Origin of the sequence: Intestinibacter sp., assembly GCF_022780145.1 — a bacterium.
In the GTDB taxonomy this organism is placed as follows: domain Bacteria; phylum Bacillota; class Clostridia; order Peptostreptococcales; family Peptostreptococcaceae; genus Intestinibacter.
In genome coordinates, this window is the sequence record NZ_JALEXO010000312.1 from 1 (window position 1) to 7,913 (window position 7,913).

Genomic DNA, 7,913 nt, shown 5'->3' on the forward strand with positions numbered 1-7,913 from the left:
ACAAAAATGAATAAAGGATGGAATAATTTACTCCATCCTTATATTTTTTACTTAAAGTTCAATTTTATTATATTAATTTATTTAGTTTCTGTGTTGGTATCATCTAATAAGTTATTTTCAGATAAATAAGATAAAAATGAAAGTCCTAACATAATCACTACTAATAAAGCTGTTATTAATACTATTGCCATTTTGCGCCTCCCTCTTTATACATAAATGTTAAAACAATTTTTTGAACTATATATGAATAATTTTATAGTTCTTATTTTCAAATATCCCTTTTTCCTTTTTTATAATAATAAAATAAATTTGATAACCCTTATATATTCATATTATAATATATTTTACGGCTTTACAAGTAAAAATTTTGTTAATATTTTCTTTCAAATTTATTAAACAATTTAATTAAAAGTTACAAATTTGTTAAAAAATCTACATATATATATCTTTAAATAAAAATTTTCTTATATTTCCATTTTTTCCCTTGACTTTAATAAATTAATCACTTAAAATCTTATACATAATAAATATTAAATAAAAGCGATGATTAGACGAGTAAATTTAGTTCGGTTACTAGAGATGGAAATTCACTGGCTGAAAGATTTCCTTAACTTGAGAAATTGAAAACTACCTATGAGCTTCGTGCTGAAGTTATCTTTAAATAGATTTTAGTAAGATACGACGTTTAGCTTACGTTACAAGTTCAAGTGGATTTTTATTAAATCAATTTGGGTGGAACCGCGGGAATTTATACTCTCGTCCCTATTTAGGGACGGGAGTTTTTTAATTGTTAAAAAAAATAGGAGGCAAAAACATGTATTTTTTAAGTACAAGAGGCAATAACGAAAAAATAACAGCTTCACAAGCAATAATAAAAGGATTATCTACTGATAAAGGTCTTTATGTACCTTCTAGCTTCAAGGATTTAAGCAATGAATTAAAAAATTTAGTTGATTTAGATTATAAACAACTAGCTTTTGTCATTTTAAAAGAATTTTTAACTGACTATACTGAAGAAGAATTAAAATACTGCATAGAAAGTGCTTATGATGAAAAATTTGATACAGAAAAAATAGCTCCAATAAGTAAAGTAGGAGATGACTACATTTTAGAATTATACCATGGTCCTACATGTGCTTTTAAAGATATGGCACTTACAATAATGCCTTATCTACTAAAAACTGCAATCGAAAAAAACAACCTAGAAGAAGAAGTTGTAATACTAACTGCCACTTCAGGCGACACTGGTAAAGCAGCTCTTGAAGGATTTAGCGATGTAGACAAAATTAAAATAGTAGTATTCTTCCCAGAAAATGGTGTAAGTGCTATACAAAAACTACAAATGAAGACTACAAAGGGTCTAAACACTTGTGTTGTAGGAATCAACGGAAATTTCGACGATGCACAAACTGGCGTAAAAAATATATTTGCAGATGAAGAGTTCAACAAGGAATTAAAAGAAAAAGGATATATATTATCATCAGCTAACTCAATCAACATGGGTAGATTACTACCACAAGTAGTTTACTACTTCTACGCATACTTACAATTAGTAAAAGAAAACGAAATATCACTAGGAGACAAAATAAACTTTGTAGTTCCAACTGGTAACTTCGGTAATATACTAGCAGGATACTTTGCTAAACAAATGGGACTTCCAGTAAATAAATTTGTATGTGCTTCAAACGACAACAACGTACTTTACGACTTCTTTACAACTGGAGTTTACAACAAAAACAGAGAGCTTAAATTAACTACATCTCCATCAATGGATATACTTATATCTAGTAATTTAGAGAGATTATTATTTGAAATATCTAATAGAGATGCAAAAAAAGTAAACGAATTGATAAACGACCTAAACACTAAAGGAGTTTATGAAATAGATCAAAATATGAAAGACAATTTATCTTCTTTCTACGGCGGATATGCAACAGAAGACCAAGTAACAGAAACTATAAAAGAAGTATTTTTAAAATACAAATACCTACTAGATACTCATACTGCTGTAGCATATTCTTGCTACGAAAAATACGTAGAAGATACAAAAGATAAAACTAAAACTGTAATAGTTAGCACAGCTAGCCCTTACAAATTTAGCAAGGATGTTTTAAATTCAATCTCATCTGTAGATGATGGCTTAGATGATTTTGAAATAATAGATAAATTATCTGATGTAAGTAATACAAAAATACCTGGGCCAATAAAGACACTTAAAGATTTAGAAATAAGACACAATATTACTTGTGAAAAAGACGAACTTAAATCAGAAATAATAAAATTTTTAGGAAAATAGGTGATTAAAATGTTAGAAGTTTATGTACCAGCTACAAGCGCAAATATAGGTCCGGGATACGACTGTCTTGGATTATGTTTAGATTTATTCAACAAATTTACTTTTGAAGAAATAGAAGAAGGATTAGAATTTGGAACTTGTGAAGAGGCTTTTGCAAACGAAGATAACTTAGTTTATAAGACTATGTTATATTTCTACGACAAAGTTAAACCCCCAAAAATACCTAAGGGTATAAAAATTTCATTTGAAAACAATATACCAATATGCAGAGGGCTTGGAAGTAGTTCAACTTGTATAGTTGCAGGCCTTATGGCTGCAAACGTACTTAGTGAAGCAAACTTATCAAAAGATGAAATACTAAAATTAGCGATAGAAATCGAAGGTCATCCAGATAACGTAGCACCAGCTATATACGGAAATATGATAATAGCATTTATGGAAGATGGAAACTTATACCACGAAAAGATCAAGGTTCCAGATGGAATAAGATTTTTAGCTATGGTTCCTAACTTTGAATTATCAACAGAAAAAGCTAGAGCCGTACTTCCAAAACAAATACCTCATAAAGATGGTGTCTTCAACGTATCAAGATGTGCTCTTTTAATAGCAGCATTTACAAATAACAATTTAGATTTAGTAAAAGTTGCATGTAAGGATAAATTCCATCAAGATTACAGAAGTCACTTGATAAACAACTACGACGATATAGTAGCCTATGCAAATACACTAGATTCTCTTGGAACTTTCTTAAGTGGTGCAGGCCCTACTATTATGACTTTAGCTAAAGACAGCGACGAGGAAATCTTAGATAAGATGAATGGTTATCTATCTACTTTAGAGGATGACTGGAAAATTCTAGATTTACATTGTGATTCTAATGGAGCTTACTGCAAAGAGGTTTAATTTTAATAGATAATAATTTTTTACAATAAGTATAATTTAATATATACTATAAATAAAAGCTTTCCTATTTCTGGAAGGCTTTTATAATGGATATTTTAGGAGGGTTTATGGAAAAAACAATAAAAACAGATCAAAAAATTAACTTTTTTCAAAAGAACACCGGCATTATACTCTGCTCTATTCTTTGTACTGCACTGTGGGGTAGTGCCTTTCCCTGTGTAAAGCTAGGATATGAATTATTTAAAATCGGTGCAGATGATATTTTTTCAAAGATACTTTTCGCTGGAGGAAGATTTTTTTTAGCAGGAATTTTTGTGTTAATTATAACTACTTTTTTACTTAAAAAATTTCCAACATTAAAAAAAGGATCTCTAAAAGGAATAGCTCTATTGGGATTTGTAGAGACGACTATGGAATATGTATTTTTCTACATAGGGCTTTCATATGCTTCTAGCTTTAAAGGTGCTATACTAAATCCTACATCTACTTTTATGATGGTTATTTTGGCGCATTTTATCTACAAAGACGACAAGCTCAACTTCAGAAAAAGTCTTGGATGTATAATAGGGTTTATAGGTATTATAATAGTAAATTTAACAGGCGAAATAGACAACCAAATAAGCTTTTTAGGAGAAGGGTGCCTTCTTATATCAGCCTTTGCATTTGCCCTTGGCTCTATAATAAGCAAGGAGATAACTAAGGTAGAAGACAACCCAATGATAGTCACAGGATACCAACTACTTATAGGTGGAGCTATACTTATAATATTAGGACTTATAGGTGGTGGCAGACTTTATTTTTCATCTATCAATGCCACACTACTATTTTTATATTTGGCATCACTATCATCTATAGCATTTAGCCTTTGGACTACACTATTTAAATACAATCCTGTAGGAAAAATATCTGTATTTAATTTCCTAACACCGATATTTGGAACTATATTATCAGCAGTTATCTTATCTGAAGATGTATTTAAATTAAAAAATTTAGTCGCTCTAATTCTAGTATGTCTGGGAATTTACATTGTAAATAAAACTAATGATGCTAAAAATTAAAAGAGGCTGTTTTATAACAGCCCCTTTTTTAGTCATAAAAAATATCGATTAATTAATTCTCTTAAATTTTAAATAGATATAATGTCCTTAAATTTTTTTAAAATATTTTCAATCATTTTATTTTCTTCGTAAAGGTATTTAAGTATCATATCGTATTCAGATTTCATATCATCAGAATTATAACTTGTTTCTTCAGCTTCTATTTCTTCTATTTTTTTTTTGATTTCTAATTCTCTTTGTTTTATTATTGCATACATTTTTACTTTTTCCACTTCAGTAAATCTATTCTTAGTTATAACTCCTTTCTAAAAATTTTTTATACTATACCTTTATTACTATTATTCGGCAAAAGTAATAAAATGCCTTTAAAACTGTTAAATTTTTTTAATAAATTTATATCAATTATATTACACAAAATAAATTTAACTTGATTTTATTTCATAAAAAAGGTATTCTATTTTAAGGTAGAAAAAAATAATAGGAGAGTGATGAAAATGGACGCTAGTCCCTTGTACCTATCGTCGATTAATTTTTCACTTAGCTATCTGTAAATAGACTACTTATTTTTTTATAGAATTTAGTCATTTATAGATATATAAGTGCGCTAAATATATAACTGAATAAGGAAGTGTTATTTTGATAAGATATTATAAAACTATTGAAGGCAAATTAGAAAAGCTAAATTCATACGAAGATGGATGCTGGGTGAATTTAGTTGAGCCTAACAACGAAGAAATCGGAGAATTATCTAATGTTTTAGATTTAGATGTAGACAGTATAAACGCCGCTTTAGATGCAGAAGAACGTTCAAGAATCGATGTAGAAGATAACCACACGCTAATCCTTATAGATATACCTATAGATGAAAGTGACTCCTCTTCGGCTCATTATTCAACAATTCCCTTGGGTATTATTTTGATGGATGAATGTATTGTTACTGTCTGTACAGCTCAAAGTAGGCTTTTAAACGACTTTATAGTAGGTCATATAAAAGAGTTTTTCACATTTAAGAAAACTCGCTTTATTCTTCAAATCTTGTACAAAAATGCTACGTACTATCTACTATATTTAAGAAGAATAAACAAAATGACTATAGCAATAGAACGTGAAATCCACGACTCTATGAAAAACAAAGAACTTTTACAACTTCTAGAATTAGAAAAATCTTTGATATATTTTTCAACATCATTAAAAGCAATTGAACTTGTGCTTCAAAAATTACTCAGAACATCTGCAATAAAAAAGTATCCTGAAGATGAGGATTTGCTAGAGGATGTAATTATCGAAAACAAACAGGCACTTGAGATGGCTACTATATACGGTGATATTTTAAGTAGAATCATGGATGCCTTTAGTGCAATTATAAATAATAACCAAAATAATGTTATGCAATTTTTAACAGTTGTTACATTTATTTTATCTATTCCTACAATCGTAGCTGGATTTTTTGGAATGAATGTAATAAACATACCTTTTGAAAAAGAGCCTTATGGATTTTGGATTATACTTTTAATTACGACAGTATTTTGTTTAATCCTTACGTTCTTTTTATCAAAAAACAAATTGTTATGATTATTTGAAATTAAAAAGGAGCTTTTGGCTCCTTTTTTAATTTCTCAATTTATTGAATTACTTTTTAAACTAAGTTCATTTTATTTATATACACCGTCTATTTCAACTAGCATTTTATCTATTCTGCCTTCGTACATCTCATCTAAATTTTCTTGTATTTCTAGTATATAATTTGGGATGTATTCATCATCTTCGTCCTTTTGTTCTTCTATCTCCTTAAATTCAGGTATTAAAAAGCTATCTACATTTAACTTGAACTCTGGTATACTTTCGTAGATATCTTTGCTGTTAAATACGCCCTCATCTGCTAAGGATTTATACATAAGTCTTCCCTTTTTAAGGTAAAGACCTGCTAGCATATATTCTGAGTCCTTATTGCCTAGCTCAACTCCTTTTATAAAGTATTTCTTGGCCATATCATCGTCATCTAGCTTTAGACTTATTTGACCTAAGTTAAATACAGATTCAACTAATCCTTGATTTTTTGATTTTTCATACCAGTACTTAGCATTAGTGTGGTCGCTGTAGTAGTTTTCAAAAATAAGCCCGACCATATGTTGGGCATATGCGTTGTTTTCGTTAGCACATATATCTAGCATTTTTTTGCTGTCTTCGTAATTTCCTTCATTATAATATATTCTTCCTAAATGTAGTTTTGCGTTTAGGTGATTTTCGTTTGCAGCCAATAAATAGTACTTCTTAGACTCTTCTAAATTGTTTAAATCCTCGTATATAAGGCCTAGCTTATAGCTAGATTCTATATCCTTATTATTAGATGCCTTTTTATACCATAAAATAGCTTCTTCTGTGTTTTCTGCCTCAAAGTATATATCTGCTAATTTCTTTTGGCAAGTCACACATGTTGAATTTTTTAAGTAGTAAGATATAGCCATTTGATAGTTTTTAGTCTGATAATATAGATCTCCTAAATTCTCTATCGCCACCTTACATCCATCTGCGATTGCCTCTTCGTAGTATTTTATAGCTTTTTCGTAATTTTTTTCTTCGAAGTAAAGCCCGGCAAAATTATTTTTAGCCTCTACCATAGAATCATTTGAAGCTAAATCATAATACATCTTAGCACTTTCAATCTCATTTTGTCTGTTGTATAGATTTCCAAGTCTGAGCTTAGACAAGGTATGATTTGATTCTATAGCCTTTACGTAGTACTCTATGGCATCTTCATAAAAATTTTTCTCGTCGTATAGATACGCCAATCTGTACTGAGATTTCATGTGGTTTTTATCTGCACTTTTTTTGTAATATCTCTCAGCTTCATCTCTGTGATCGTTCAGTTCCATATATAGACCTAAATTATAGCAGCCCTTTTCGAATCCACTTCTATACAACTGTTTGTATAAGCTCACAGCTTCTTTTTCCATACCGTTTTTCATATATAAAATCGCCAAATTGAATCTACACTCATTACTTCCCAATATATGACCTTTTTTGTAGTATTCAATTGCATCCTCTTCTCTATCTAATTCTATATACAGATTTCCAAGGTTAAAACACGCCACTCCAGAGTTTCCATTTGCAGCAGTCTTTAACCATTTCTCTGATCTCTGAAAATCTCTCAATTTAAAATGGACAACTCCCAAATTATTTTGGCATCTCAAATCTCCATTTAACGCCTGTTTTTCATACCAGTAAAGCGCATACTCATACCCCTCTATATTGTAGTACATATTTCCCAAATCATATGCAGCATCATCCTTGCCGTTTTTATAAGATAGGGAGAACCATTTTTCTGCCTCTACATATTGTTTTTTTTCTAAATAAAGCTCCCCTAATCTGTACTGTGCTTTTACATGGTTTTGATTTGCAGCAATTATGTAGGATTGTATAGCTTGATCTTTTTTACCTATTTTTTCAAGCATATTTCCCTTACTATATGCCAATACTGCCTCTGTAGGCACATCTTTACTCTTTTTCTTTATAGAAAACTTACTCATTTTTATTTCTTCTCCTATTTTTTGTATTTCTTTTATATATTTTTATTTTAATTATTTGATTGATTTTTCTAGACAAATTAATACTATAACACATTATATACCAAAACAGTATATATTTAGTTTTAAAAC

The 7,913-nt window shown here is 29.5% G+C and carries 6 protein-coding genes and 1 other annotated feature; of the genes, 4 read left to right on the forward strand and 2 right to left on the reverse strand.

Going from position 1 to position 7,913, the window contains the following annotated elements; translation table 11 throughout:
• The first annotated feature begins 534 nt into the window (after positions 1-534).
• Positions 535-767, forward strand: a binding site (T-box leader).
• A 47-nt stretch (positions 768-814) separates the two neighbouring features.
• From thrC to MR593_RS11885, 3 genes are all read left to right on the forward strand, one after another.
• Complete coding sequence (gene thrC / locus MR593_RS11875; protein ID WP_290693164.1) at positions 815-2,296, forward strand: threonine synthase; 1,482 nt, start codon at positions 815-817, stop codon at positions 2,294-2,296.
• A gap of 9 nt (positions 2,297-2,305) precedes the next feature.
• Entirely contained in the window at positions 2,306-3,199 is an 894-nt protein-coding gene (gene thrB / locus MR593_RS11880; protein ID WP_290693167.1) for a homoserine kinase, read from the forward strand.
• 107 nt (positions 3,200-3,306) lie between these two features.
• Entirely contained in the window at positions 3,307-4,257 is a 951-nt protein-coding gene (locus MR593_RS11885; RefSeq protein ID WP_290693170.1) for a DMT family transporter, read from the forward strand.
• Positions 4,258-4,325: 68 nt separating this feature from the next.
• Here the strand turns inward: MR593_RS11885 and MR593_RS11890 are convergent, their stop codons facing one another.
• Positions 4,326-4,529 carry a hypothetical protein gene (locus tag MR593_RS11890; RefSeq protein WP_290693172.1) on the reverse strand — a complete coding sequence of 68 codons (204 nt, stop codon included), beginning with the start codon at positions 4,527-4,529 and terminating at the stop codon, positions 4,326-4,328.
• 364 nt (positions 4,530-4,893) lie between these two features.
• Here MR593_RS11890 and MR593_RS11895 point away from each other — a divergent pair, with 364 nt between their 5' ends.
• Complete coding sequence (locus tag MR593_RS11895) at positions 4,894-5,829, forward strand: magnesium transporter CorA family protein (protein ID WP_290693175.1); 936 nt, start codon at positions 4,894-4,896, stop codon at positions 5,827-5,829.
• A gap of 80 nt (positions 5,830-5,909) precedes the next feature.
• Here the strand turns inward: MR593_RS11895 and MR593_RS11900 are convergent, their stop codons facing one another.
• Positions 5,910-7,784: an SEL1-like repeat protein gene (locus MR593_RS11900; RefSeq protein ID WP_290693179.1), complete on the reverse strand. Its 1,875-nt coding sequence runs from the start codon at positions 7,782-7,784 to the stop codon at positions 5,910-5,912.
• Between the last annotated feature and the right edge of the window lie 129 nt (positions 7,785-7,913).